Raw genomic sequence first — 22917 nt, forward strand, 5'->3', positions numbered from 1 at the left:
GGGGCGAAGGGATCGGAACGGGTGGGGGTTACTGCTGCGTTTCGCCGTCGGCGTGCGGTTCGCCCGCCAGCCAGGCGCGGGCATCCGGCAGTGTGGCGCCGTCGCGGTGGCCCAGTGAAAGGAAATCGAACAGGTTCGGGTCACTCAGCTGGGAGGGGCGGATATCGCCCAGCGCGCGCGAGATGGTCTCGATGCGGCCGGGCGTTTCGCGTTCCCAGGCATCCATCATCTTCTTGACCTGCTTGCGCTGCAGGTTCTCCTGGCTGCCGCACAGGTTGCACGGGATGATCGGGAACGCCTTGGCGTCGGCGTACTCGGCGATATCGTCCTCGCGCACATAGGCCAGCGGGCGGATCACCACGTGCTTGCCGTTGTCCGACAGCAGCTTGGGCGGCATGCCCGAGAGCTTGGCGTGGAAGAACATGTTCAGGAAGAACGTCGCCACGAGGTCGTCGCGGTGGTGGCCCAGCGCGATCTTGGTGAAGCCGTTCTCCTCGGCGTAGCTGTACAGCGAGCCGCGGCGCAGGCGCGAGCACAGCGAGCACATGGTCTTGCCTTCCGGAATCACCCGGCTGACCACCGAATAGGTGTCCTGCTCGATGATGTGGAACGGCACGCCCATGCGCTCCAGGTATTCGGGCAGCACGTGTTCGGGGAAACCGGGCTGTTTCTGGTCCAGGTTCACCGCCACCAGCTCGAAGCGTACCGGCGCCTTCTTCTGCAGCTGCAGCAGGATGTCCAGCATCGTGTAGCTGTCCTTGCCGCCGGACAGGCACACCATCACCTTGTCGCCTTCCTCGATCATGCCGAAATCGGCGATCGCCTGGCCCACCTGGCGGCGCAGGCGCTTGGCCAGCTTGCCCTGCTCGTGCGCGGCGCGGCGTGGATCGGCGGCCGGGCGGCGCAGGACGGGGTCGGGCAGGGGTAGGACGGTACTCATGGCGCCATTGTACCGGGGCGCGGTGACGCCCTCGCTGTCGCCGGTGTACGCTCGTCGCGTGGAAACCGACAACCCCGCCGACATCCCTGAGAAGATCGCCGCGCTCCGGACCGAGCATCGTGACCTGGACGAGGCCATCGCACGCCTGGTCGATGACGCCGACGCCGACGAGGTCGCGATCAAGCGACTGAAGAAGCGCAAGCTGTGGCTGAAAGACTGCATCGCGCGGCTGGAAAGCGCGCTGATCCCCGACGAGCCGGCCTGATCGTGATTCCCTGAACGACGATGGCCCGCAAGGCGGGCCATCGTCCGTCATGCCGCCTGCTTACCGGTAGAGGCGAATGACCTGCAGCGTCCAGTCGACTTCCTTGTCGCCCGCCTTGGCTTCCAGCGCGGCGTGTTCGGCCTGCAGGAAGGCATCGGCGTCGGGCGATTCCAGATCGCCGATGGCCTTGAGTGCCATGGCGCGGTCCTGCCAGAGATTGCCTTCGCGGTAGATCGAGGTCAGCAGGCCAAGCTGGTCGGTGGCACCCAGCGTGCCCAGCGACGAGATGGCGGCCAGTCGGACGTATTCGTCCGGATCGCGTGCCAGACCGGCGATGGGGCCGATCGCCTTCGGGTTGTTGGTGAAGCCGAGTGCGTAGACGTCCAGGTAACTGTCGTCGCTCCGCGTGGCGATCGCCTTCACCAGGCGATCGACATCGGCATCGCTGCTGCGCGCGCCATGCAGGCGCGCTGCGATCTTCGCCGCCAGTTCCTTGATCGCCAGCGACAGCGGCTGGTTGAAGGTGGGCTCGACGACCTCGTCGAAGCTCCACACGGGCACCTTGCCGCGCTTCACGAACACGCCGAGGCGCTGTTTGCCTTCCGGCGTCACCAGGTCGCCACCGAGGAAGGTCAGCGTGACGAACGGACTGAAGCCGTTGGCGCGGTGGTTCTGCATGCGGAACGCCGTCAGCTCGAGTTTGGGCAGCGCATCGCCGCTGGTGACGACCTGGGCCGGCAGGCCGCGGGCCACCAGCTCCGCCTGCAGGTTCTTCGCCAGGTAGCCGGCGGCATCGAGGGGTGCACCGTCCACTGTCAGCGCCGCCGGCAGCACGCCGCTGGAGAAGGCGCGGCCCGCACCGGGTCGCGCATCGACCAGGGTGAGCGTGGTGGCGGGCACGGCGGTGCCGAAGACCAGATTGTCGGAGGGCGCCGGATGGCGGACGGAATACGACTTGGGAGCGCAGCCTGCGAGCAGGGCGAGCGCGACTGCGCATGCGGCCATGCGGGCGAGATGACGTACGTGCATTGAGATCCCCGTGTGGTGTGACGTTCCTTGTGGCGACCGGTCCCCACCGGACGCCGCTGGCGAGTATAGCCATGATCATGCGGCTGACTCGCGGGCGCCCCGCGCCCTTCACCGGCGACGCAATCTGACGCGGTGCGTCACTCCAGCGCAGGTCATTTCCCGGCGGATGGAGGCGACAGGCGGCCCGCGGCGCACTGTTGGCGGGTCCGGGCGAAACATGCGCCCAGTTGGCCCGATGCTTGCTTGATAGCCCGGCGTGGGGATTTCCCCTACCGATTGACCGTCTGCCGTCCTGCCGGCGCCGCGGTTCCCGATGATCAGGCCCCGTGCGCTGTCGCGCCGTGGCGAGGGAGTGGCATGGAGCAGGACAAACCGTTCAACCACCGCATGCCGTCATCCGCCCGCGAGGCGCGGATCGCGTCGGCCTCGGCCGAGGCCGCGCTGGCCGGCATCGGGTTGCGGATGCACCGCGTCCTGCCGGGGGAATCCCTCGGCGACGTGCCGCGCCTGCGCCGCGAGGTGTACTTCCACGAGCAGGGCCAGTTCGGCGACCGCAGCAAGCGGGTCACCGACGGCCTGGACGATTGCGGCACCACGCTGGCGGTGGAGAAGGGCTCGCAGGCGATCGCCACGATGCGCCTGCACGATTTCTCGCCGCTGGCGGTGCAGGTGGAATACGGCAGCCTGTTCCGGATCGACGAGTTCGCGCGCACGTGGCCGCTGTCGCAGGTGGCCGTGGGTACGCGCTTCGCGGTCCAGGCGGACCAGCGCAGCAAGCCCGTGGTCGACCGCCTGATGGAAGAGGCCTACCGCTGGGCGCAGGAGACGCGCGTCCAGTTCTGCCTGCTGGCCTGCGAACCGTTCCTGCACGGCGTGTTCGAGCACTACGGATTCCGCGAATACCTGCCGCCGGCGATCCTGCCCGGCGGCGTGGACCTGTTGCGGATGGTGCTGGTGATGGAAGACGAGCCGTATCTGTCCGAATGCGGCTCACCGTTGCATCGACTGATCCGGGAACCCGCGCGCGCGCTGCCCGCGAAGGCGTGGCTGACGCGCTCCTTCCACGCGATGTCCTGACCCGCTTCGCGCTCAGCAGACGGCGTTGAGTGCGCCGAGCAAGCGGATCAACGCCGGCTGGCTGCGCTCGCCGGTCTTGTCGAACACCACTTTCAACCGCGTCTGCGCGGTGGACAGCGCCACGCTGCTGGCTTGCGCTGCCAGTGCGAGGTCGGCGTGCTGCAGCAGGGCCACCGCGAGGCGGCCTTCGGCATCGGTCAGGCCGAACAGCTGCTGCAGGGCGTGCTCCAAGCGTGCAGGCGCTGCCGTTGCGACGGGCTGCGCGAACACCAGCAACGCCGCGTCGCCCGCCAGCAGCGGCGAAGCCAGTGGATGCGCGGTGATCGCCACGGCGCCGACGCCGGAGGCGCGCACGACAAGTTTCTCCACATCGCCCACGCGTCCGTCCGGCCGCGCGAGCGTGGCGCGCGCGAGCAACTGCTGAAGGGCGACATCCTGCCGGCCCGGCACCGACAGCCGGCCTGACGCGCGCTGCAGCACGCCCTGACCCAGCAGGTGTTCGCCCGCTGCGTTGGCGCGCAGCAGCTGCCGGTTGGCGGACAGGGTGAACATCGCCATCGGCGCCTGGTCCAGCGCCGTCTGCAGCGAATCGACGCGCTGCTGCAACAGATCGAGCCGGCGCATGATGGCGTAGGCGTTCACCCAGTGCGGCACCACGCGCTGGAACAGGCCGAGCTCGTCCTCGTCGAACAGGCGATGGCGATCGTCGCGGCAGATCGACAGGGTGATCGAATTCATCCCGTCGTAGTGGCCCACGGCCGCGACCTGCTGTTCCACGCCGAACTGGCGGTAATAGGCGTTGTAGACATCGGTGCGGCGCATCTGCGCGTTCGGCAGCAGGTCTTCCGTGTTGAATACCCTGCCCGTGGCCAGGAGCGGTGTCGCGCGGCTGATCCATGGATCCACGTGCAGGTCGAGCGACTGTATTTCCACTGCGACGCGCTGCGGATCGGCGCCGCTCACGCGCGCCACGCTGCCGCGGCCGCAGTGCACGTCGTGGCCCAGGATGCCGGTGATGTGGCTGTGCGTGGCCTGGCCGAGCAGGACGTTGAAGTCGTCCAGCCGGTCCGGGTCCAGGATCGACTCGTACAGCGGTTCGAGCACGCGCGCGAGAGCGTGGTCGTCGTTCATCGGTTTTCCCCTGTGGCGATGCGCGGAGCGCGTCCGGCGCCATCCTGATCGCAGTTAATTACGAAACGCGCTCGCGCACAAGCCGAATTTCATCGGTCGCGTCAAGTCCCGGGCGGGAGTGCGCGCATCTGCCGCACGTCGTTATCGTCCGTGCAGGGGTGCGATCCGCCGTATGCAGCGGGCCGCTCGGGGCCATGGGGAGATGGCGGCCGGGGAGGCGCAGGCTCAAGGACGACCACGAGGTGCCGGCAGAGCCGCGAAGGAGCGCGCTTTGGCACCGCGTCGCGCGCTGGCATCCCATCGGTCAACTCCGGAATTCGAACATGTCGCTGCTTCGCTTCTTCATCCTTCCTGCATGCCTGGTCATGGGACTGCCCTCGGCGCATGCGCAGGTGGTGGTGCTGGCGCATCCCGAGTCCGGCGCCTATGTCGTGTCGAGCAGCCGCAAGGAGCCGATGCGCTGGGCCCTGCAGGAGGCACGGAGGAAGCAGCCTGCCGGCGGGTGGACGCCGCTGTTGCGCAGCACGCTGCCGGGCCATGGCGCGATGTTCTGCATTCGGCCGAAGAACGCCCCGGCCACCGAGTTCTTCGTGGTCGAGGGGCGTGCCACGTCGGCCGACGCGATCACCGAATCCCGTGCGCAGGCCAACCAGGCCGCCGCGCGCGCGAAGACCACCAGCTACATCTGTGGCACCTGGAACAACACCAACAGGTTCCCGCTCGATGCCGTACCCGATCCGGCCGAGCCCTGAATCCCATGACGCGTCGATCCGAGAGCCCAATGAAACATACATGCACCCGCAGCGCCGATCTTCGTCGCCTCCGTCCGCGCATCGCGACACTTCTCGCCTGCCTACTCGCCTCGGCCTGTCTCCAGGCGCAGGCGCAGTCCGCGCAGGAAACAGTGGACTGGATGCTGGCCAAGAAGAACGAGATCTCCGGCGCGTGCTCCAACACGGTCAACCTTGGCAAGGTCGAGATCACGGACCAGCAGATCAAGGCATACACCGAAGACGGCAACTGGACCCGCTACGACTGGAGCCAGGTTGCAGATGTCACCGACGGCATGGGCGCGAGGGGTTGCTATGCCTCGGCGAAGATCGTCTTCAACAAGCAGTACGAAGGCAAGAGCGGCTACATCCATCTCTGGATTGGGGATGAAGCCCTGCGCAAGAAGTACATCCGCGCGATACGCCACATGGCGCAGCTCAAGGGCGCCACGCTGGTCAGCGAAGACCTGTTCTGAGTTGACGCCGACCGGGTGCGATCCGCCCGATCTGCGTCTGCCTCCCCACCCGAGAGAGAACTATATGAAGAAGAGCATTCCACTGGCGGCACTGGTCTTGTTCGGTGCCCTGCAGATCGGCACGCCGATGGAGGCGGTCGCCGACGACGCGTCGTACGGCTACTGCGTGGCCCGCCTGGGACAGGCGGGCAACCTCGAGGTCGTCGTGTCCACGACGTACCGCATCAACGGCAACGTGTACTCCGTCGGCGTGCAGAACAGCTTCCGTTCGTACGTGGATGCCAACTTCAGCCGGCGCTCGGATACGCCGATCTGCCAGACGACCATCGGCAGCTGGCAGGAAGCGGAGGACGACCGCAACGACGCGATCGCCGACTACCGCCGCGACGGCTGGAGTGTCCACACCGTGCGCTGGGCCTATCACGGCGACTAAGCCATGCCCATGCCGAGCCCGCTTCATGGAACGCAGTCATTCCCGCTCAAGAGACCACAGCACATGAGACATCCCATCTTCACTGCCGCGCTGCTGTTCCTGAGTGTCGCCTGCGCACCGCGCGTCGATGCACAGACGTACTCGGCGATCCTGGAGTGCAACGTTCCCCAGACCGGCAAGACGTCGCTCTTCCGGATCTCCGGCACGGACGAGAAGCCTTCGTGGCAGTACTGGTTGCACCAGGAAATGCGCTGGGGCCCCAATATCTGCGGTATCAGCGAAGGCACGGACTACACCTTCGTCAACACCTGCCGCTTTTCACCCGTATGGTACGCAAGGGACATCGAAGTGACGTCGGCCCTCAAGCCCGGCGTCGTGATTCTGCGCTGGCTGCCGAAGATCAACCGCGTCAGCGGGAACTATGAGGAAAGCATGCGGACCTACTCGGAGAAGCAGGGCCACATCGATGGCCCGCCGAGGCAGGGCACCTGTCGCCAGGGAGTCGAACCCGCCGCGCCCAAAGCGCGCTTCTAAGGAGAGCCCGACAGTGAAGACATTCACTTGCGCGCTCATGCTGTCCGCGGCGACCGTCGCCTCGACCGCTGCTCATGCCTACGCGCGCGCGGACTGGCTCGGGACGTGGAAAGGCGAAGAGGGTGCCGATTTCTCGATCGATGACTTTGACGGCACGCTGGTCTTCACCGGCGCGGGTGCGAAGTTCGCATGGAAGGGGCCATCCGTGAACTATGCATGGCTCTTGGGCGACCAGTGCACCAGGAGCACGCTGTCGAAGGATGGCGGCAAGATCCTGTTCCGCACAGAGGGATGCGGCAATGCGGAGTTCAATGGCAAGACGGCGATCTGCACCCTGAAGACACCGACCGAAGTCGAGTGCTCCGGGGAGTTCGGCATTCGTACCTGGTCGAAACGATCATGAAGGCAGAGCCCGGTATCCCGCTGCTCGCCCGACGCTTTACCCGTACAGAAATCCTCACCGGAGTCATCACCGTGCAAAAAAGTGTTCCGCTTGCCATCGGCTTCATCGCGCTTGCGCTGGTCGCTCCCGTCGCAGCCCAGACAGCGCAGCCGACTCCCGAGAACGCGCACGGCTTCCTGCGCGAGGTGCTGACGAAGGGGTCCTCGTCGTTCGAGATCAACCATGTGCTCACGGGCAAGATCGCCTCGTTGCAGAGCAGCGCCTGCGCCAGCAAGTTCACCGGGGGAAGGGCGCATTTCCCGACCGAACGCGGCAAGGCGTACTGGAGCGTGGCCTATACCCTCGACATCGACTGGAGCAAGGTGACTGAGTTCGCGCAGAACGGATCCTCGATCACCATCAAGGGCGCCATGCCCTATCAAGGTACCTGCTCCACCAACGCGCAGATGGGTTGCGAGCCGCAGTACCAGGGAACCGGCAGCAGCATCAACCTCCATCTCGAGTCGAAGACGCTCTCCGATCGTGTGCTGAATGCCATGAAGGTACTGAAGGACGCGTGCGATACCACCAGCAAGTATGGCTTCTGACGTCGCGCGCCGGCGCTCCCCTCGACGAAGCGTCCTTACAAGGAGTGATCCATGAAGCATTTGAGCCTGACATTGGCCATGGCCTTCGCGCTGGCGACTTCCATGCTGGCCGCAGCGCCCGCGGCACGCTCGCAGACGGTCGACACCGGCTACATGGTCTGCGTCTCGCAGAACCGCCCGGCCGGCAAGTCGTTCGTGTCGGATATCGCCGAGGTCCGCTACGTGACGACGCACGTGGAGAACTGGAACAGTGACAAGTTCCGCGAGATGGTGAGTTCGATGTCCACTATTCCGAAGGAAGCCCTGTACACGAGCTGCAGCAGGCGCAGGATTTATGAGGAAGCGTACAACTACCGCCAGCGGGTGATGGTCGTCAACGCGAGGGAGGGCATGCCGGCCATGCAGGTCAGCTACCTGCCGAGAAGCGAGCCGGGATACTGAGCGATGCGTGGTCTGCTGACGAAGACGCGTCCTTTCATGCGATCACCTGCTCATGCGCTCCGGGGGGCGCGGGCCATTGCGGTCTGCATCGGCATCGCATTCTCCGGCCTGGTGCATGCCGAGCCGATAGTCCTGCACTGCAAAGCGGGAGATCGCGATCCACAGGTGTTCAAGATCGATCCGGTCGCGGGAACCTGGCACGAATGGCGCGACAAGTACGGTTGGGGCGGCAAGGTCTGCGATCGGCAGCCCTTGGTACGCGGCGATCGCAGCGACAGCTGTGATTATCTGCCGCTGTACTTCCAGTGGCTCCAAGTGTGGGGAGATGTCATCACGAACATCCGCATCGACCGGTCAGACGGAAGCGTGGTGATCAGCACGACCTACAAGCTCCATCCCGAACTGAACGAGACATTCCGCGGCGCGTGCTCAGTCGGAAAAGAGCCGGAGCTGCCGCGCGCGATCTTCTGAGGCCGGATGCCGCAGGATCAGTCCTGCGGCGCGACCGCTGGCTCGGCTGGCCGAGCGGCTTCGGGGCTGACCTTCTCGATGGTGTGGCGCAGTTCGCGGCCGAGGATGGCCTTGGCGTCGCGCGCCCACGCATCCAGGCGTTCGTCGAACAGCAGCTTGCTGTTCTCGTCCGGCCAGACCAGCTTCAGTTCGCGCAGCTTCTGGATGAAGCCGCGGAACAGCGTCTTGTCGAAGAACTCCGGCGCGGCCGGCGCGTACAGCAGGCTCAGGCGCTGCGCGGCCTGCTGGCACAGGCTTTCCAGTTCGGCGGCGCCCAGCGTGCCCGGGCCGTTCTTCACCAGCACCGAGATGGCGATGTAGTAGCGCTCGAACGCCTGCTGCAGCGAGTGGCCGATCGCGCGCAGACGGAACACCTCGTCGGTCTGTCCGGCGCTGCGCGCCAGGATGCCGCCGTCGTCGTCGTTGACCTGTTGCAGCAGGCCTTCGCGGACGAACACCTCGATGGTGCGTTCCATGCGTTCGGCGAACTCGTCCTCGCTCCACGGCAGGAACAGCTCGGCCTGCAGGAACGGGTACAGCGTGCGGCCCAGGCGCAGCACGCCGGCGCGGCTCATGCGGCGGTTGTTCTGGAAGCAGCACGCGATCCACGACGATGCCGTGAACAAGTGCAGCACGTTGTTGCGGTAGTAGCTCAGCAGCACCGCGGTGTCGTCGTCCACGCTCAGCACGTCGCCCAGCGGATGCTTGATCCGCTGCAGCATGTTGATCTCCTCGGCGTGGGAGATGATGCGGTCCGGCGAATGTGGGGTGACGGTGACGCGGTCGGAGTAGGGCAGTTCGGCCAGCAGCGTCTTCGACAGTTCGATCTGCGCGATCAGGTCGGCTTCGCCCATCGCGTGCTTGGGCGTGGACAGCAGCGCCAGCGCCAGCAGGTTGATCGGGTTCACGTCGGCGGCGCGGTTGATGTTGACCTGGATCTGCTGCGCCAGGGCGTCGACGATGTCGGACAGCCACGCGGGCTTTTCCTCTTCGCCGACCGGCGTGCCGTCCCACTCGGGCGCGTACTTCGTCAACGCGTCGTTGAGCGGAATCGGCTCGCCGAAATTCACCACCACCTGGCCGTAGTTCTGCCGCAGCACCTTCGGGATGCCCCACAGCACAGCCCAGATGGATTCCTTCTCTTTCGGCCGGCCGCTGAGTTCGTCCAGGTAGCTGGTGCCTTCCAGCAGCTTTTCGTAGCCGATGTAGACCGGCTGGAACAGCACCGGCTTGCGCGGCTGGCGCAGGAACGCGCGCAGCGTCATCGAGATCATGCCGCCCTTCGGTGGCAGCAGGCGGCCGGTGCGCGAGCGTCCGCCTTCGATGAAGTACTCCAGCGAGTAGCCGCCGGAGACCAGCTGCGCCACGTATTCGGTGAACACCGCCGAGTACAGCGGGTTGCCGCGGAAGCTGCGGCGCATGAAGAACGCGCCGCCCTTGCGCAGCAGCGTACCCACCACCGGCAGGTTGAGATTGATGCCGGCCGCGATGTGCGGCGGCACGATGCCGCGTTCGTACAGCAGGTACGACAGCAGCAGGTAGTCCATGTGGCTGCGGTGGCAGGGCACGTAGACGACTTCATGACCGGGTGCGGCTTCCTTGAACTTGTCCAGGTGATGGACCAGCACGCCGTCGTAGATCTGGTTCCATACATGGCTCAGCAGGAAGCTGGCCGAACGCACCACCGGATTGGAATAGTCGGCGGCGATTTCCCAGGCGTAGGCGTGCGCTTTCTTCCACGCATCTTCCGGCTTTGACTTGTCGCGCCGGGCCTGTTCGGCGATCGCTTCCTTCACCGGCTCGGCGGCCAGCACCTGGTCGACCAGCAGGCGACGCGTCGACAGGTCGGGGCCGATGACGGCTTCGCGGATGCGGTGGAAGTGCGTGCGCAGTACGCGCGACAGCTTGCGGACGGTGCGCTCGGGCTCCAGGCCCTCGTCAACCGTCGTGCGCAGCGACACCGGCGGCGCGAAGCGCACGATGGTGCCGCGGCCGTTGAGCAGGATGGCCAGCAGGCGGCGGAAGCGGCCGACGATCGCCCAGTTTTCGGAGAACAGCACCGAGAACCAGCCGCTCTGCTTGTCCGGCGCGCGGCCGACGAAGATCGACACCGGCACCAGTTGCACGTCCAGGCCGGGGCTGGCGCGATGCGCCTGCAGCAGCTTGGCGAGCGAACCGGAATGCGTCTTGGCACTGACCTGGTCGGGGATCAGGGTGCTGGCATTGCGGCGCGACAGCGCCACGTAGGCGCGATTGCGGCCCAGCGGATTGCCACCGACCGGCAGCGGCACCAGCGGCGAGGGCAGGCCGGCATCGCGGCAGGCGCGGTCGAGGATCAATGCGTTCGACAGGCCGTAGTCTTCCAGCACGTAACAGACCGGGCGGCCGTCCAGCAGGTCGGCCGGTACGCCGGGTTCGATGTTCAAGGCCAGCCACGGATCGGCCAGGCGGCCGAGCAGGCGCGCCCACAGCGGACGCTTGGCCTGGCGGGCGGCGGCGGGAGGTGCCATCGGCACGCCGGCCGTCACCGGTGCCTCGTCGCGGCCTGCCGGGTCCTGCGCCGTCTCGGAGGCAGGCGCACCCGTCGCCTCGGGTTTCTTCTCCGGAGGCGTCGGCTTGGGGCCGTCGGGGAACGGCAGGGAATTCTGTTCAGGCATCGGCGGCATTATGGCCCACGCCCATGGCTGGCTGGAAAGCGGTTACAGGGCGTCATGCCGGACTTCCGCCGGCACCCCGGTGCCGATGGACATCGCCGGGTGAGCCGCAAGTGACTGAAACGAAAGGGTTCAGCGCCCGCGATACGGCTCGCAGCCCACGCCGTCGTTGTCGCGGTCCAGGTGCGGCCCATAGCCGGGATCGCCCCGCCGTACCGGCGCTGCGCCGTGCGCGCGGGCCTCGTCGCAGTTGCGGAAGGCGCGGCCGGGCGTCGGGCCGTCGAGGCGCGAGGGCCTGGAGGATGCGGGTCGTTGGTCGGGCCCGGGTGCGGCCAGCGTCGTGCGGGCCGCGTCGCCGCCGCGATGGCAGTGGTACTCGCCGGTCTTCCGGTTCGTATGACAACCGTGTTTGTCGAGGCCGCCCGAGTGCGCGTGCGTGGTGGAGGCGCTCGCCAGCAGTGTTGCCAGTGCGAAGACCGTGATCGCGCAGGGTCGCCGGTTCGTCACGGCGGCGATGGCGTCTCTTCTTCGGGCGGCGGCGCCGGCAGCGTGTCCGGCGCGGGCAGCGCGGCGGCCAGCACGTCGTCGGCGTGCCTGAGGTAGTCGGTGAGATACCACTGGCCGTCGCGCCGGGTCAGGCTGACCACGGTATCGATCTCGCGCTCGCCCAGCGGATAGTGGATGCGCACGGTGGCCGTATCGCCTTTCTCTTCCACCAGACCGGTACGCAGATCGGTGAAGGTCGTATCGAGCGGCAAGCCGTAGCGGGCGAACGTGGCCTTGGCCTCGATGAAGAACGGTGTCAGCCGCTGCAGGCTGGCGGTCATGCCGGCCTGGTTGAGTGCGTCGTCCGTGGTCAGGCCGCTGCGGCGTGCCGCGGGCGCCAGTCGGGCCAAGGTGGTCCGCGCCAGGGCCGGGTCGCCGAGCGGCGCCTGCTGCGCCCAGTCGCCGAGTGCGGCGATCACCTGCGCGTAGTGGTCGCGCTCTTCCTGGGTGTAGTCGCCTTCGTTCTTTACGTACTGCACGCCGAACAGGCCCAGCGTGCGCGCGGCTTCCTTCAGGTCGCGGTCCTGGCGGGCGAACTGGCGGTCGAAGCTACGTTGCAGCGTCTTTTCCGCATCCTTCGCCGACAGCGCGGCCAGCATCGGCACCAGCTTGTCGTCCAGCGGCAGTTCGGTCAGCGGCCAGCGGCTCTGGCCGGCACGCCAGGCAGCGTCGAGCCGTGCGTGGGTGTCGGGCGGTACGGCATCGCGTGCGAAGCCGACCAGGTCATTGCGTTGCAGGTGGGTCGCCAGCTGGCGTACGGCCGCAGCCGGCTCGGTGGCGGCGCCGGCAAGTTCTTCGGGTTCGCGCTTCTTGCAGGCGGCCAGCACCACGAGCGACAGCCCGAGGGCTGCCAGCACGCGCAGGACGGACGCGGACGGCTTCGGCTTCATGCGGTGTGACTCCCCAGTCGCCCCGCATCTTCGCGGCCGGGGCTTGAGGCGGCAAGCATGGCCGTCGCAAGTCGCTTCGCCCGGACAATAAAAAAGGAGGTCCGGATGTCTTGCGACCCCGCGGACCTCCTGAAATCCGGCCGAAGCCGGAGGACGAAGTGTTGTGGCACATCTCCGGCCCGAAGGCCGGATGCGCACAGACTACCTGCGCCCGAATGCTAAGGCAATACCTGAAGTAACTTGCTTCAAGTTATTGATTTTATTTGACGGAAGCGGCGATCTCGGCCTGGATGGCCTCGGCCGCCGCACGCGGATCGGTCGCCTTGCTGATCGGCCGGCCCACCACGATGGCGTCGGCGCCCAGTGCGAACGCCTCGGCTACGCCGACCGTGCGCTTCTGGTCGTCCCCCACCGGACCACCCGGGCGGATACCCGGGCAGACGATCGAGAAGCCAGCCCCGGTCGCGGCGCGGATCATGCCGGCCTCCTGCCCGGAGCAGATCACCCCGTCGATGCCGGCCGTCTGGGCAGCAAGCGCGCGTTGGACGACGATGTCGGCCGGTTCGCCGCTGTTGATGCCCATGGCGCGCAGGTCGCCGCCGTCCATCGAGGTCAGCACAGTTACGGCCAGCAGGCGCAGATCACCGCCACGCGCTTCGGCGGCCGCTTCCATCATCCCGGCGTGCCAGCCGTGGATGGTCGCGTAGGTCACCGGCCAGCGCGACAGACCGCGGATCACCCCCGCCACGGTGGCGGGGATGTCGAAGAACTTCAGGTCGACGAACACGCGCTTGTCGCGGCGGGCCAGCTCGTCCAGCACGGTGAAGTAGTCGCCGCTGGCCAGCAGCTCCATGCCGATCTTGTAGAACTGCACGGCGTCGCCCAGCCGGTCCACCCACGCCAGCGCATCGGTGCCGGACGGCGCGTCCAGCGCGAAGATCAGGCGTTCACGCGCGTTCAGCGCGACGGGACCGCGTGCGCTCACGGCGCGTAGTCCAGCGCGTCGCGCTTGGCCTGCGTGCGGGCGGCGGGTGGCTGGTCCCAGGCGTTGTTGAACAGCGCCGGCTCCCACGAGCCGTAGGTCGGGTTGGGCAACATCCACCAGCGCTCGCCGAACCAGTCGTCGTATTCGTCGAACAACGCTTGGCGGCCATCACGGGTGTTGGCCTCCACCTGCACGAAGTCGCCGATCTGGTCGCCGAACTGCATCAGCACGCGGTACTGCTGGCCGGCCAGACGGCGGCGGCAGTTCTTCTCGCTGCCGTTCTGCTCGCAGCCTTCCAGCACGGTGCCCAGGCCGAGGAACACGCTGTCGTCGGCGACCGGCAGGCCGGCCTCGCGCAGGTTGGCCAGCGTGGCTTCCTTCAGGTGCACGGCGCGGTTGGAGATATACAGGATGGTCACGCCCTTCTCGGCGGCGGCCCTGGCGAAGTCCACCACGCCCGGCAGCGGCTTGGCCTTCTTCTCGGCGACCCACTGGTCCCAGCTGATCTCGTCGTATTCCTTGCCGTCGCGGATCAGGCGCGCCTGGTACGGCGAGTTGTCCAGCACGGTCTCGTCCACGTCCATCACCACGGCGGGCTTCAGGCCGGCCGCCGCGTTACCGCGCTCGCCCGGAACCAGCGCGTCCCAGTTCTTTTCCTTCAGCGCCGCGTCGAGGTGATCGGCAGCGGCGCGGAAGGTCTGCGTGGTGATCGCGCGGTACTCGACCGAGGTCTGCACCCACGCCACGGCATTGAGGTTGTCGTGCGTGCCGGTGGGCTTCGCCGCCGCTTCGGTCGTGGCAGCGGCAGGCGCAGCGGGCTCGGCCGGTGCGGCAGCGGGTTCGGTGCGTTTGCAGGCGGCCAGGGTCAGCAACGACGCCGCCAGGCCGGCGGCAAGCAGGGAAACGCGCATGGAAGATCCCGTCTAAAAATGTGAGGGAATTCTAGCCGACCGGTATTACACCCGTCGTTCCGCGCAGCGATGCGCGGGTTATCCTGCCGGCCCGTTCCTGTTCCCGATGCCTCCATGGAAGACACCGCGCCCGTCCTGAATGCCGCCGAGGCCCGCCTGCTGGGCTGCCTGATCGAGAAGGAAGCGACCACACCGGAAACCTATCCGCTGACGGTCAATGCCGCCCAGGTGGCCGCCAACCAGAAGACTGCGCGCGATCCAGTCATGGCGCTGGACCCGGGTGCGGTGAACCATGCCTTGCGCCAGTTGGAACAAAAGGGGCTGGCGAAGCAGGTGTTCTCTTCGCGTGCAGAACGGTACGAACACCGCACGGCGGCGTTCTTCGGTATTCCGCAGCAGCAGTCGGTACTGCTGGGCCTGCTGATGCTGCGCGGCGCGCAGACCGTGCACGAACTGCTCGCGCGCAGCGAGCGGTTGTTCAAGTTCAACGATGCCGACGACGTCCGCCATCACCTCGATCGCCTGATCCAGCGCGAGACCGCCCTCGTCGTGCAGATCCCGCGCGGTCCCGGCCAGCGCGAGGACCGCTACATGCACTTGCTCAGCGGGCCGGTGGATGTCGCCGCGATTGCGGCGCGACTGCCTTCATCGCCTGCAGGTGAGCCTGCGAATGCGGAACTCGAAGCGCGTGTCGCCGCGCTCGAAGGTGAGGTCGCCGCGCTGCGCGAGCAGGTCGAGCAGTTGCTCGGCAGCCGCAGCGCAGAGTGAGCCGCGGATGGACTGGACCACCGCGGTGTCCAATCCGCAGTCGCTGGCGCAACTCCCGACCGATGTCGGCACGCTGCCCGTCGATCTGCATGAAGTGATCGCGCATCGCGATGGCCCCAGCGTCCGGCTGCGCTTCGACCTGCCTGTTGTTCCTCAACCGGTGCCCGCGCGCTGGGATGCAGATGCCAATCGCACCCAGGTGCGGCTGGCCTGTTTCGACGTGAGCGAGCTCGCGCTTTCCGGCTTCGCGACAACGATGAAGGGGCGACTGTCGGTGCAGCCGGCAGGTGACGCATGGAAAGTCGCGTTCGCGAGCGATGACGTCGTGCTGACGCTTCGCGCTTCACTGATCAGGGTGGAATCCCTGTCCGGTTACCACGATCCCGGCGAAGACGCGTAAGCGTGCGCTGACCGTCAGCGCTTCTCTTCCATCAACCCCACCAGGTTGCCATCCGGATCGCGCAGGAAACCCGTCCACAGTTCGTGATCGGGCATGCGGGCGGCGAGTTGCGGCGGACGTTCTTCCGTCGCGCCGCGCGCGACCAGGGCGGCCTGTGTGGCGACGATGTCGCGCACGGTGAAGTAGAGGATCGAATTCGCGCCGACCGCACCAGCACCCTGCGGTGTGGTCAGCATCAGGCGAACATCGCCGGCCTGCAGGAAGGCCAGGGTCGGTGCGGGCTGGAACAGGAAGCTCAGTCCCAGCGCATCGCGGTAGAACGCGAGCGCGGTCTCGACATCGCCGACGGTGATGGCGATCTGGCGAATGGTGGAGAGTCGGGGTTCCATCGTGGCGTCTCCCTTCTGGATTACGTCGGGCGCCGGCTGCTGCGCAGCAGGAACAGGCTGCCTATGAGGGTGCCGACAAGCGAGGCCGCGAGCCCCAGCGCGCTGGCGATCAGCAGTTCGCGCGGCCAGGACACGGGCGTACCCGCGGAATCGCCGAATGCCATCCGGAGCAGGACGGCGGCAGGCGCGGCGGAGGCGATCAGCAGCCAGAGAGCAACGAAGCGCCCGGTGCCGAAGGCGCGCAGCATCATCGCGATCACGGCGATGGCCGCCAGGCCCGGTCCATAGAACGCGCCGGGCAGCGCGATCATCGCCGAGGGTGCCCGCCAGTAGGGGAAGCCCACCCCGACCAGGGCGATCAGGAAACCCACCAGCCACCAGATCCGGCTGTTGCGCGTCATCGTCTGTACTCCCTGGGAGGCGCGCCAAGCGTACCGCGTTGGGCGAGCGCCTGGTGTCAGTCGAACATCGCCTGGATCGCGGCCAGCCCGGCGCTGGCGCGTTCCTTCTTTCGCTCCGCATCGGCGACCGGGTCGGCGCCATCGCGCTGCAGTTCGTCGGCGGGCAGTTCGTCGATGAAGCGACTCGGCTGCAGGCGCATGCGCTCGCCGAAGCGGCGCGTCTCGCGGTTGTGGCTGAGCCACAGCTGTTCCTTGGCGCGGGTGATGCCTACGTACATCAGGCGCCGCTCTTCCTGCAGGTTGCCTTCCTCCACGCTGGTCTCGTGCGGCAGCGTGCCGTCCTCGCAGCCGACGATGAAGACATAGCGGAACTCCAGGCCTTTCGCCGCATGCAGGCTCATCAGCCTCACCTGGTTGCCGCCGTCGTCCTTGTCGTTGCGCGACAGCAGCGCGAGCTGCGCGGCAAGGTCGCCGGCCGAACTGCCGCGTGGTCCGCCTTCGAACCAGTCCGCCAGTTCATCCAGGTTGGCGCGGCGGCGCTGGAACGAGGCTTCGTCCTTGCACTGCGAGCGCAGGTCGGCGAGCAGGCCGGAGCGCTCGCTCAGGCGTCGCACCAGATCGGCGGGCGGCAGTTCCTCGGCATGCCGACGCAGGTCGCGCACGATGTCGACGAAGGCGCTGAGGCCGTTGGCCGCGCGCGGCGGCAGCGCTTTCAGTGCGCCCATCGATTCCGCTGCACGCGACAGCGGCAGGTGCGCGTGCTGGGCCATCTCCGCCAGCTTCGCGAGCGACGTGGCGCCGACTTCGCGTTTCGGCGACTGCACGGCGCGGAGGAAGGCAGCGTCGTCGTCCGGGTTCACCAACAGGCGCAGCCACGACAGCGCATCCTTCACTTCCTGCCGCTCAAGGAACGCGGTGCCACCGGTCAGGTGGTAGGGGATGCGCAGCAGCTGCAGCGCCTTCTCCAGCGCGCGCGACTGGTGATTGCCGCGGAACAGGATGCAGAAGTCGCTCCAGGCCGCGCTCTTCGACGCATGCACGAACGAGATCTCGGCAGCGACCTTCTCTGCTTCATGCTCGTTGTCGCGGCATTCCCACACGCGGATGCGCTCGCCGTCGGCCTGGTCGCTCCACAGTGCCTTCGGATGCTCGTGCGGGTTGTTGGCGATCAGCGCGTTCGCCGCACGCAGCACGCGGTTGCTGCAGCGGTAGTTCTGTTCCAGCTTGACGATCTGCAGCGCCGGATAATCCTTCGCCATCTGCAGCAGGTTGTCGGGGTTCGCGCCGCGCCAGGCGTAGATGCTCTGGTCGTCGTCGCCCACGCAGGTGAAGTCGCCGCGTTCGCCGGCGATCGCCTTCAGCAGGCGGTACTGCGCGTCGTTGGTGTCCTGGCACTCGTCGACCAGCAGGTAGCCGATGCGCTCGCGCCACGCGGCGGTGATCTCGGGACTGTTCTCCAGGATCTGCACCGGCAGGCGGATCAGGTCGTCGAAGTCGACCGCATTGAACGTGGTCAATCGATCCTGGTAGCGCTGGTACAGCAGCGCGGCGTCCTTCTCGCGGTTGGTGCGTGCTTCGGCCAGCGCTTCCTCGGGCGACAGGCCGGCGTTCTTCGCGCGCGAGATCAGGTTCTTCGCCGCTTCCACGTCGTCGGGCTTGGCGCCGTACATCAGGTCCTTGACCTGCGCGCTGGCGTCGTCCGCATCGAAGATCGAGAAGCCACGCTTCAGGCCCACCGCGGCATGCTCGATCTGCAGGAACTTCAGCCCCAGCGCATGGAACGTGCAGATGGTCAGCCCTTCGGCCGCGTCGCCCCTGATCCGCTTCGACACGCGCTCGCGCATTTCCTTGGCGGACTTGTTGGTGAAGGTGATCGCCGCGATCCGGCGCGCCGGGAAGTGGTTGCCCGCGATCAGGTGCGCGATCTTCTCCACGATCACCCGCGTCTTGCCGCTGCCTGCGCCTGCGAGCACGAGCAGGGGGCCCTTGCTGTGAAGGACGGCGGCGCGTTGGGGGGGATTGAGACCGTGCATGTCAGACAAATTGTAGCGGTCCGGGCGTGGTCTCCACGAGCGGCCAGGAGACTTGCGGCGCATCGTGAGTGGTGGTACTGATCCTCCGGAACATTTCCAAGGAGAGAGGCCATGCGTCCGAAGGACGCCGCACTTCTGTTGTCGATGGTCATTTCCGCGCCTGCGTGGGCGAACACGGCTGCCACTACGGACGACTGCAGGAGGAAGCCTGCCAAGCCGGTTCCCGCAGAGATCATGACGGACGGCTTCTTCGAAGCGCATCCCGACCTGCGCTGGCGCAGCATCGCGTTGGGGGAATACCGCGAGGGCAAGTATCCGGAAGCGCTCAACAGCTTCAAGCACGCGTCGTCGTATGCGGACAAGTTCTCCCAGTCGATGGTGGCGCACATGTACTGGAACGGCATGGGCACCGAATCCGATCGAGCACTGGCCTATGTATGGATGGACCTGGCCGCCGAGCGCATGTACCACGACTTCCTTTACCAGCGGGAGCTTTACTGGAGCATGCTGGATGAAGACCAGCGCGCGGATGCCGTCGTGCGTGGTCAGCCGATTTTCGAGCAGTATGCCGACCGCCTTGCCAAGCCGCGGATGGAAGAGCAACTGCTCAAGGTGCGTACCACGATCACGGGTAGTCGAACAGGCTTCGTCGGTGTAGGCCTGTATGTCGTGCCAACGACCGGCCCGGCGGCCGGTGAACAAGTCCCTGGCGGGATCATGTATGCCCCGGAATACTGGGAGCCTGAGCAGTACTGGTGCACCCAGGATAGCTATTGGAGCAAACCGCAGGGTGGCAACGTGGAGGTCGGCAGCCCGGTGCAGGTGCCGGAAGCCAAGAAGTCCGGCGACTGACGCAGCCTGGATATACCGCGGCAGAGGTCGTGATGGGGCGGTCTACAATGGCCCCATGGCCAAGCTCTACTTCTACTACTCGGCGATGAATGCCGGGAAGACCACCACGTTGCTGCAGTCCGCGCACAACTACCGCGAGCGCGGCATGCGCGTGGCGATCCTGACGCCGCGGCTGGACGACCGTGCCGGTGCCGGTGTGGTGGCCTCGCGTATCGGGTTGCGCTCCGAGGCGGTTGCGTTCGAGCGCGACGACGACCTGGAACGCTGGATCCGCGACGACATCGCCGCCCACGGCAAGCTCGACTGCGTGCTGGTGGACGAAGCGCAGTTCCTCACCCGGGCGCAGGTCTGGCAGCTCAGCGAGGTGGTCGATGCCCTGCGCATTCCGGTGCTGTGCTACGGCCTGCGCACGGACTTCCGCGGCGAGCTTTTCGAGGGCAGCCAGTACCTGCTGGCCTGGGCCGACGAGATGAGCGAGATCAAGACGATCTGCCATACCGGCAAGAAAGCCATCATGACCGTGCGCGTCAACGAGCAGGGGCTGGCAGTGCAGGACGGCCCGCAGGTTGAGATCGGCGGCAACGAGCGCTACGTGTCGGTCAGTCGTGCCGAGTTCAAGAAGATCGCGCGCGGCGAGGGTCGGATCGAGCCCCTGCAGCCGGCGTTACCGCTGGACTGAGTCGCTTCAGCGGCAGGCCGCCCGCAATTCGGTGACCTCGCGCGGGATGATGCCGCCATCCGGCAGTGCGACGCGCAGTTCGCCGGCCAGTGCGTCCAGCTCGCGGTGTGCGCGGTCCTTCTCGCCCAGCCGGCAGCGCGCTTCCGCCAGGTAGGCGCGCGCGAGCCAGCGCAGCTTGGGTGCCTCACTGCCGCCGCCTTCATGTGCCGCCAGGTTCTGCAGCGGGGCGATCGCGTCCTGCGGACGACCCAGTCGTGTCAGGTGGTGGGCCATCGACAGTTCCGCGAACCAGGTGCGCGGATGCTCGGGGCCGAAGCCGACGCGGGTCAGGCGTACGGCGCGATCGAAGCGTTCCGTCGCGCCTTCCAGGTCGCCTTTCGCGGCCAGCACTTCGCCGATCATGCGGTCGGTCTCGCCGATCAGCGCATGGCTGGCGCCGATCGTGCCCACCCGCATCTGGCGAGATTCCTCCAGCGCCGCCAGCGCTTCGTCGTACCGGCCGGCGCTGTGCAGCACCATGCCGTAGTTGAACAGGCCGCCGGGCAGGATCTGCAGGCTTTCGTTCTCGCGCCAGATCGCCACGGCCTGCGCCACGTCGCGCACGGCGGTGACATTGTCGCCGCGCTCCCACGCGATGATGCCCATCGAGTTCCAGCTCGACGCGGTGTCGCGATGGTGCGGGCCGAGCGACTCCAGCGTCATCGCATGCAGGCGTCGCAGTTCCTCGTCCGCCTCGTGCAGCTGGCCCATGTCGACCTGCACCGCGGCGATGTGGCGGCGCAGGGCCTGGGTGAGCGGATGGCGGGGGCCGTGGATGTCTTCCGACAGCGCACGCGCGCGCTGGAACGCTGCCAGCGCGGCGTCGGTTTCGCCGCGGTTGCGGTACAGCAGCGCCAGGCTGCGCTGGATCTCGATCACCAGCGGATGCCGCGCGTGTCCGTTGGCCTGCAGGTGCGCCAGCGCGGCGCGGTAGCCGCGTGCGCCCGTGTCGGCATTGCCCAGCTCGACATCGAGCTGCGCGAGGTCGCGCATGTTCTCGGCGACGCCGGCCTCATCCTTCAGGCCGCGGCGGATCTCCAGCGAGCGGTCGAACATCTGCCGGGCGAGCTGCTTCTCGCCGGCATCCGCGCGACAGCGGCCGTTCTGCGACTGGAACTCCGCCACCCGCAGCGGCATGCGCGACTCCAGCGAACCCAGGCGCGTTTCCATCGGCGCCATCGCCTGCACGCACTGTCGCGAGCGCCCGAGCAGGCGTAACACACGACCGTGCTGCGTGGCGGCCTGCAGCCGCAGGCTGTCCGGTGCGTCGTCGGTGGACGCCAGCACGCGTTGCTGCTTTTCCAGCAGGGCGAGTGATTCGTGGTAGTCGCCCAGGCCCAGACGCAGGCGGGCGATCACGCCCAGCAGTTCGGCCTGCGCACGCGGCTGGTTGGCGAGTTCGCGATCGCCGCGGCGCTCACCCGCCGCCAGCAGCTCTCGCGCATCGAAGGTGCTGCCCTGCTGCGACGCGCTGGCGTTGTCGAACAGGCCGATCACGAAGTCCTGCATCGCCTGCGCGCGGGCGGTCTCGCGCATCGCCTGCCGTCCCTGCAGCACGCTGGCGGCCAGTGCGGCCACCAGCACCGTGGTCGCCAGGCCGCCGCCGGCCAGCGCCCAGCGGTGGCGTACGAGGTACTTCTGCAACCGGTAGCCCACGCTCTGCGGGCGCGCGTGGATCGGCCGCCCCTCGATATGCCGCCGCAGGTCCTGCGATAGCGCTTCGACCGAGGCGTAGCGATGCTCGGGCAGCTTCTGCAGCGCCTTCAGGGCGATGTTGTCGAGGTCGCCGGCAAGCTTGCGTGAGGTGCGGCGCGCATCCGGACAGCGGCTGCGGCTGCCGTCGGTGGTGCGCAGGGTAGCGACCGAGGGCTTGAGCGGTTCCACCGCCAGGATGGCCTGCTCCCACTCGGCATCGGTCTGCCGGCGCAGGCGGTAGGGCTTGGTGCCGGCGATCAGTTCGTACAGCACCACGCCGAGCGAGTACACGTCGGTCATCGTGGTGACGAGTTCGCCACGCACCTGCTCCGGTGCCGCGTAGTGCAGGGTGAAGGCACGCACCTCGGTGCGCGGATGCACCGGCACGGGCTCGGGATCGTCGAGCAGCTTGGCGATGCCGAAGTCCAGCAGGCGCACGTCGCCGGTGGGCGTCACCAGGATGTTGGACGGCTTGAGGTCGCGGTGGACGATCAGGTTGGCGTGCGCGTGGCTGACCGCCTCGCAGACCTGCAGGAACAACGCCAGCCGGCCCTCCAGGCCGACGTTGTTGGCCTGGCAGTAGTCGGTGATCGAGACGCCTTCGACGTACTCCAGCGCCAGGTAGGGCTGGCCTTCGCTGCCGATGCCGGCGTCCAGCAGGCGCGCGATGTTGGGGTGCTCGAGGCGCGCGAGGATCTCGCGCTCGCGGGTGAAGCGCAGCCGCAGATTGGGATCGGCCAGGCCGGGGCGCAGCAGTTTCAGCGCGACCCGCCGCTTGTACAGGCCATCAGCGCGCGTAGCCAGCCACACCAGGCCCATGCCGCCCTCGCCCAGCAGCGACTCCAGCTGGTATGGGCCGATACGCATGCCGGGCTTCAGCTGGCCGGGCTTGTCGACCAAAGGCTGGTCGATGAAACCGTCGCCTTCTTCTTCCAGTGCGAGCAGCTTCTCTACTTCTCGTGCGGTGTCGGGATCGTCCGCACGCAGGATCTCGAGTTGCTCGGCGCGCGCCTCAGGCTCCAGCTCCAGCAGGACGTCCAGCAACGGCGACAGGCGTTTCCAGCGTTCGACGTCCATCG

General features: G+C 67.2%; 26 protein-coding genes. 14 read left to right on the forward strand and 12 right to left on the reverse strand.

All coding sequences use genetic code 11. The features are described from left to right. Positions 1-28 precede the first annotated feature (28 nt). On the reverse strand, positions 29-940 hold the full coding sequence (gene ttcA / locus IB225_RS17250; protein WP_192313044.1) for a tRNA 2-thiocytidine(32) synthetase TtcA: 912 nt from the start codon (positions 938-940) through the stop codon (positions 29-31). A 58-nt stretch (positions 941-998) separates the two neighbouring features. Here ttcA and IB225_RS17255 point away from each other — a divergent pair, with 58 nt between their 5' ends. Beyond that, entirely contained in the window at positions 999-1205 is a 207-nt protein-coding gene (locus IB225_RS17255) for a YdcH family protein (RefSeq protein ID WP_345776649.1), read from the forward strand. A gap of 60 nt (positions 1206-1265) precedes the next feature. On the opposite strand, the gene IB225_RS17260 is transcribed toward IB225_RS17255, so the two are convergent. Continuing rightward, entirely contained in the window at positions 1266-2234 is a 969-nt protein-coding gene (locus IB225_RS17260) for a HEAT repeat domain-containing protein (RefSeq protein ID WP_192313050.1), read from the reverse strand. A 357-nt stretch (positions 2235-2591) separates the two neighbouring features. Here IB225_RS17260 and IB225_RS17265 point away from each other — a divergent pair, with 357 nt between their 5' ends. Next, positions 2592-3311, forward strand: a complete 720-nt coding sequence (locus IB225_RS17265) for a GNAT family N-acyltransferase (protein ID WP_192313053.1) — start codon at positions 2592-2594, stop codon at positions 3309-3311. A 12-nt stretch (positions 3312-3323) separates the two neighbouring features. On the opposite strand, the gene IB225_RS17270 is transcribed toward IB225_RS17265, so the two are convergent. Next, entirely contained in the window at positions 3324-4442 is a 1119-nt protein-coding gene (locus IB225_RS17270; RefSeq protein WP_192313057.1) for a PAS domain-containing protein, read from the reverse strand. A 323-nt stretch (positions 4443-4765) separates the two neighbouring features. On the opposite strand from IB225_RS17270, the gene IB225_RS17275 reads away from it, so the two are divergent. The 8 genes from IB225_RS17275 to IB225_RS17310 all read left to right on the forward strand — a co-directional run bounded on the left by IB225_RS17275 (position 4766) and on the right by IB225_RS17310 (position 8557). Further along, entirely contained in the window at positions 4766-5194 is a 429-nt protein-coding gene (locus IB225_RS17275; RefSeq protein ID WP_192313060.1) for a hypothetical protein, read from the forward strand. 29 nt (positions 5195-5223) lie between these two features. Continuing rightward, the gene (locus tag IB225_RS17280) at positions 5224-5688 is read left to right on the forward strand and encodes a hypothetical protein (protein WP_192313063.1); all 465 of its coding nucleotides are present in this window, start codon (positions 5224-5226) and stop codon (positions 5686-5688) included. A gap of 64 nt (positions 5689-5752) precedes the next feature. Continuing rightward, positions 5753-6121 (forward strand): hypothetical protein, encoded by a 369-nt coding sequence (locus IB225_RS17285; RefSeq protein WP_192313065.1) that lies wholly within the window; start codon positions 5753-5755, stop codon positions 6119-6121. 63 nt (positions 6122-6184) lie between these two features. Then, positions 6185-6655, forward strand: coding sequence for a hypothetical protein (locus IB225_RS17290; RefSeq protein ID WP_192313068.1), 471 nt, complete (start codon positions 6185-6187; stop codon positions 6653-6655). Between the two features lie 37 nt (positions 6656-6692). Further along, entirely contained in the window at positions 6693-7058 is a 366-nt protein-coding gene (locus IB225_RS17295) for a hypothetical protein (RefSeq protein WP_192313070.1), read from the forward strand. After that, entirely contained in the window at positions 7055-7645 is a 591-nt protein-coding gene (locus IB225_RS17300; RefSeq protein WP_192313073.1) for a hypothetical protein, read from the forward strand. Before IB225_RS17295 ends, IB225_RS17300 begins: the two co-directional genes overlap by 4 nt. A 51-nt stretch (positions 7646-7696) precedes the next feature. Continuing rightward, complete coding sequence (locus IB225_RS17305) at positions 7697-8086, forward strand: hypothetical protein (protein ID WP_192313076.1); 390 nt, start codon at positions 7697-7699, stop codon at positions 8084-8086. Between the two features lie 3 nt (positions 8087-8089). Further along, positions 8090-8557 (forward strand): hypothetical protein, encoded by a 468-nt coding sequence (locus tag IB225_RS17310; RefSeq protein ID WP_192313079.1) that lies wholly within the window; start codon positions 8090-8092, stop codon positions 8555-8557. 17 nt (positions 8558-8574) lie between these two features. On the opposite strand, the gene plsB is transcribed toward IB225_RS17310, so the two are convergent. The 5 genes from plsB to IB225_RS17335 all read right to left on the reverse strand — a co-directional run bounded on the left by plsB (position 8575) and on the right by IB225_RS17335 (position 14582). After that, a complete protein-coding gene (plsB, locus tag IB225_RS17315; RefSeq protein WP_192313095.1) occupies positions 8575-11262 on the reverse strand; it encodes a glycerol-3-phosphate 1-O-acyltransferase PlsB in 2688 nt (895 codons plus the stop codon). A 120-nt stretch (positions 11263-11382) separates the two neighbouring features. After that, positions 11383-11757 (reverse strand): excalibur calcium-binding domain-containing protein, encoded by a 375-nt coding sequence (locus IB225_RS17320; RefSeq protein WP_345776642.1) that lies wholly within the window; start codon positions 11755-11757, stop codon positions 11383-11385. Further along, positions 11754-12686, reverse strand: coding sequence for a hypothetical protein (locus IB225_RS17325; protein WP_192313098.1), 933 nt, complete (start codon positions 12684-12686; stop codon positions 11754-11756). Before IB225_RS17325 ends, IB225_RS17320 begins: the two co-directional genes overlap by 4 nt. Before the next feature lie 259 nt (positions 12687-12945). Further along, positions 12946-13671 carry an orotidine-5'-phosphate decarboxylase gene (pyrF, locus tag IB225_RS17330; protein ID WP_192313705.1) on the reverse strand — a complete coding sequence of 242 codons (726 nt, stop codon included), beginning with the start codon at positions 13669-13671 and terminating at the stop codon, positions 12946-12948. After that, complete coding sequence (locus IB225_RS17335; RefSeq protein WP_192313113.1) at positions 13668-14582, reverse strand: 5'-nucleotidase, lipoprotein e(P4) family; 915 nt, start codon at positions 14580-14582, stop codon at positions 13668-13670. The genes pyrF and IB225_RS17335 overlap by 4 nt, the downstream gene beginning before the upstream one ends. A 114-nt stretch (positions 14583-14696) precedes the next feature. On the opposite strand from IB225_RS17335, the gene IB225_RS17340 reads away from it, so the two are divergent. Next, positions 14697-15350, forward strand: coding sequence for a DUF480 domain-containing protein (locus IB225_RS17340; protein WP_192313116.1), 654 nt, complete (start codon positions 14697-14699; stop codon positions 15348-15350). A 7-nt stretch (positions 15351-15357) separates the two neighbouring features. Beyond that, on the forward strand, positions 15358-15750 hold the full coding sequence (locus tag IB225_RS17345; protein WP_192313119.1) for an Imm50 family immunity protein: 393 nt from the start codon (positions 15358-15360) through the stop codon (positions 15748-15750). A 14-nt stretch (positions 15751-15764) separates the two neighbouring features. Here IB225_RS17345 and IB225_RS17350 read toward each other — a convergent pair whose 3' ends face one another. Genes IB225_RS17350 through IB225_RS17360 form a run of 3 tightly spaced genes read right to left on the reverse strand, consistent with a single transcriptional unit; the run spans position 15765 to position 18573 of the window. Beyond that, positions 15765-16139: a VOC family protein gene (locus IB225_RS17350; protein ID WP_192313122.1), complete on the reverse strand. Its 375-nt coding sequence runs from the start codon at positions 16137-16139 to the stop codon at positions 15765-15767. Between the two features lie 20 nt (positions 16140-16159). Further along, positions 16160-16540, reverse strand: coding sequence for a hypothetical protein (locus IB225_RS17355; RefSeq protein WP_192313125.1), 381 nt, complete (start codon positions 16538-16540; stop codon positions 16160-16162). A gap of 56 nt (positions 16541-16596) precedes the next feature. Further along, on the reverse strand, positions 16597-18573 hold the full coding sequence (locus IB225_RS17360) for a UvrD-helicase domain-containing protein (protein WP_192313128.1): 1977 nt from the start codon (positions 18571-18573) through the stop codon (positions 16597-16599). A 111-nt stretch (positions 18574-18684) separates the two neighbouring features. Between IB225_RS17360 and IB225_RS17365 the strand changes: the two genes are divergently transcribed. Together IB225_RS17365 and IB225_RS17370 are read left to right on the forward strand one after the other, a co-directional pair. Continuing rightward, positions 18685-19425: a sel1 repeat family protein gene (locus IB225_RS17365; protein WP_225584022.1), complete on the forward strand. Its 741-nt coding sequence runs from the start codon at positions 18685-18687 to the stop codon at positions 19423-19425. A 55-nt stretch (positions 19426-19480) separates the two neighbouring features. After that, entirely contained in the window at positions 19481-20104 is a 624-nt protein-coding gene (locus tag IB225_RS17370) for a thymidine kinase (RefSeq protein WP_192313132.1), read from the forward strand. Positions 20105-20110: 6 nt separating this feature from the next. Here IB225_RS17370 and IB225_RS17375 read toward each other — a convergent pair whose 3' ends face one another. Next, positions 20111-22915, reverse strand: coding sequence for a serine/threonine-protein kinase (locus tag IB225_RS17375; protein WP_192313135.1), 2805 nt, complete (start codon positions 22913-22915; stop codon positions 20111-20113). Positions 22916-22917: the final 2 nt, after the last annotated feature.

The sequence above is a fragment of the Pseudoxanthomonas sp. PXM02 genome, from assembly GCF_014851805.1.
Taxonomy (GTDB): Bacteria; Pseudomonadota; Gammaproteobacteria; order Xanthomonadales; family Xanthomonadaceae; genus Pseudoxanthomonas_A.

Coding starts and splice junctions, on each gene's coding strand:
- IB225_RS17350 (WP_192313122.1), bottom strand. CDS start 16,139: ATGGAACCCCGACTCTCCACCATTCGCCAGATCGCCATCACCGTCGGC.
- IB225_RS17325 (WP_192313098.1), bottom strand. CDS start 12,686: ATGAAGCCGAAGCCGTCCGCGTCCGTCCTGCGCGTGCTGGCAGCCCTC.
- IB225_RS17275 (WP_192313060.1), top strand. CDS start 4,766: ATGTCGCTGCTTCGCTTCTTCATCCTTCCTGCATGCCTGGTCATGGGA.
- IB225_RS17295 (WP_192313070.1), top strand. CDS start 6,693: ATGCTGTCCGCGGCGACCGTCGCCTCGACCGCTGCTCATGCCTACGCG.
- ttcA (WP_192313044.1), bottom strand. CDS start 940: ATGAGTACCGTCCTACCCCTGCCCGACCCCGTCCTGCGCCGCCCGGCC.
- IB225_RS17360 (WP_192313128.1), bottom strand. CDS start 18,573: ATGCACGGTCTCAATCCCCCCCAACGCGCCGCCGTCCTTCACAGCAAG.
- IB225_RS17300 (WP_192313073.1), top strand. CDS start 7,055: ATGAAGGCAGAGCCCGGTATCCCGCTGCTCGCCCGACGCTTTACCCGT.
- IB225_RS17365 (WP_225584022.1), top strand. CDS start 18,685: ATGCGTCCGAAGGACGCCGCACTTCTGTTGTCGATGGTCATTTCCGCG.
- IB225_RS17305 (WP_192313076.1), top strand. CDS start 7,697: ATGAAGCATTTGAGCCTGACATTGGCCATGGCCTTCGCGCTGGCGACT.
- IB225_RS17335 (WP_192313113.1), bottom strand. CDS start 14,582: ATGCGCGTTTCCCTGCTTGCCGCCGGCCTGGCGGCGTCGTTGCTGACC.
- IB225_RS17260 (WP_192313050.1), bottom strand. CDS start 2,234: ATGCACGTACGTCATCTCGCCCGCATGGCCGCATGCGCAGTCGCGCTC.
- IB225_RS17270 (WP_192313057.1), bottom strand. CDS start 4,442: ATGAACGACGACCACGCTCTCGCGCGCGTGCTCGAACCGCTGTACGAG.
- IB225_RS17375 (WP_192313135.1), bottom strand. CDS start 22,915: ATGGACGTCGAACGCTGGAAACGCCTGTCGCCGTTGCTGGACGTCCTG.
- IB225_RS17265 (WP_192313053.1), top strand. CDS start 2,592: ATGGAGCAGGACAAACCGTTCAACCACCGCATGCCGTCATCCGCCCGC.
- IB225_RS17290 (WP_192313068.1), top strand. CDS start 6,185: ATGAGACATCCCATCTTCACTGCCGCGCTGCTGTTCCTGAGTGTCGCC.
- IB225_RS17280 (WP_192313063.1), top strand. CDS start 5,224: ATGAAACATACATGCACCCGCAGCGCCGATCTTCGTCGCCTCCGTCCG.
- IB225_RS17285 (WP_192313065.1), top strand. CDS start 5,753: ATGAAGAAGAGCATTCCACTGGCGGCACTGGTCTTGTTCGGTGCCCTG.
- IB225_RS17355 (WP_192313125.1), bottom strand. CDS start 16,540: ATGACGCGCAACAGCCGGATCTGGTGGCTGGTGGGTTTCCTGATCGCC.
- IB225_RS17310 (WP_192313079.1), top strand. CDS start 8,090: ATGCGTGGTCTGCTGACGAAGACGCGTCCTTTCATGCGATCACCTGCT.
- plsB (WP_192313095.1), bottom strand. CDS start 11,262: ATGCCGCCGATGCCTGAACAGAATTCCCTGCCGTTCCCCGACGGCCCC.
- IB225_RS17345 (WP_192313119.1), top strand. CDS start 15,358: ATGGACTGGACCACCGCGGTGTCCAATCCGCAGTCGCTGGCGCAACTC.
- IB225_RS17340 (WP_192313116.1), top strand. CDS start 14,697: ATGGAAGACACCGCGCCCGTCCTGAATGCCGCCGAGGCCCGCCTGCTG.
- IB225_RS17370 (WP_192313132.1), top strand. CDS start 19,481: ATGGCCAAGCTCTACTTCTACTACTCGGCGATGAATGCCGGGAAGACC.